Origin of the sequence: Streptococcus sp. GMD1S, assembly GCF_000296875.1 — a bacterium.
In the GTDB taxonomy this organism is placed as follows: domain Bacteria; phylum Bacillota; class Bacilli; order Lactobacillales; family Streptococcaceae; genus Streptococcus.
The window spans coordinates 1-896 of sequence record NZ_AJQY01000459.1 but is presented as its reverse complement, the minus strand read 5'-3'; the positions used below and the strand labels follow the sequence as shown (position 1 = coordinate 896).

The 896-nt window shown below is 45.9% G+C and carries 1 protein-coding gene; it reads left to right on the top strand.

Going from position 1 to position 896, the window contains the following annotated elements; translation table 11 throughout:
- Window positions 1-896: 3-phosphoshikimate 1-carboxyvinyltransferase (aroA, locus tag GMD1S_RS11240; protein WP_000311255.1), on the top strand; the 896-nt coding region annotated here is incomplete at both ends.

The window sequence follows — 896 nt, the reverse complement described above, 5'->3', positions numbered from 1 at the left end:
TCGATTCGCCTGATCTCAGGTGTACTTGCTGGTGCAGACTTCGAAGTAGAGATGTTTGGAGATGATAGTCTTTCTAAACGTCCTATGGATCGTGTGACGATTCCATTGAAAAAAATGGGCGTTAGCATCTCAGGGCAAACTGAGCGAGATCTGCCCCCTCTTCGCCTAAAAGGGACGAAAAATTTAAAACCGATTCACTATGAGTTGCCAATCGCTTCTGCTCAAGTTAAGTCTGCCTTGATATTTGCAGCCTTGCAGGCTCAGGGGGAGTCCGTGATTATCGAGAAAGAATGTACTCGTAACCACACCGAAGATATGCTACAGCAATTTGGTGGCCATTTAAGTGTGGATGGCAAGAAAATCATAGTTCAAGGGCCGCAAAAACTGACTGGACAAAAGGTAGTTGTCCCAGGAGATATCTCTAGTGCAGCCTTTTGGCTAGTCGCAGGTTTGATTGTTCCAAACTCTCGTGTGGTGCTGCAGAATGTGGGCATCAATGAAACGCGTACAGGTATTATTGATGTCATTCGCGCCATGGGAGGAAAATTAGAAATAACTGAAATCGATCCAGTCGCTAAATCAGCAACCCTGACTGTCGAATCTTCAGACCTGAAAGGAACAGAGATTGGTGGAGCTTTGATTCCACGCTTGATTGATGAATTACCTATTATTGCCCTTTTAGCGACACAAGCGCAAGGTGTAACAGTCATTAAGGATGCTGAGGAACTCAAGGTCAAGGAAACTGACCGCATTCAGGTGGTGGCTGATGCCTTAAATAGCATGGGAGCGGACATCACCCCCACAGCAGATGGGATGATTATCAAAGGGAAATCAGCCCTTCATGGCGCTAGAGTCAATACGTTTGGTGACCATCGAATTGGAATGATGACAGCCAT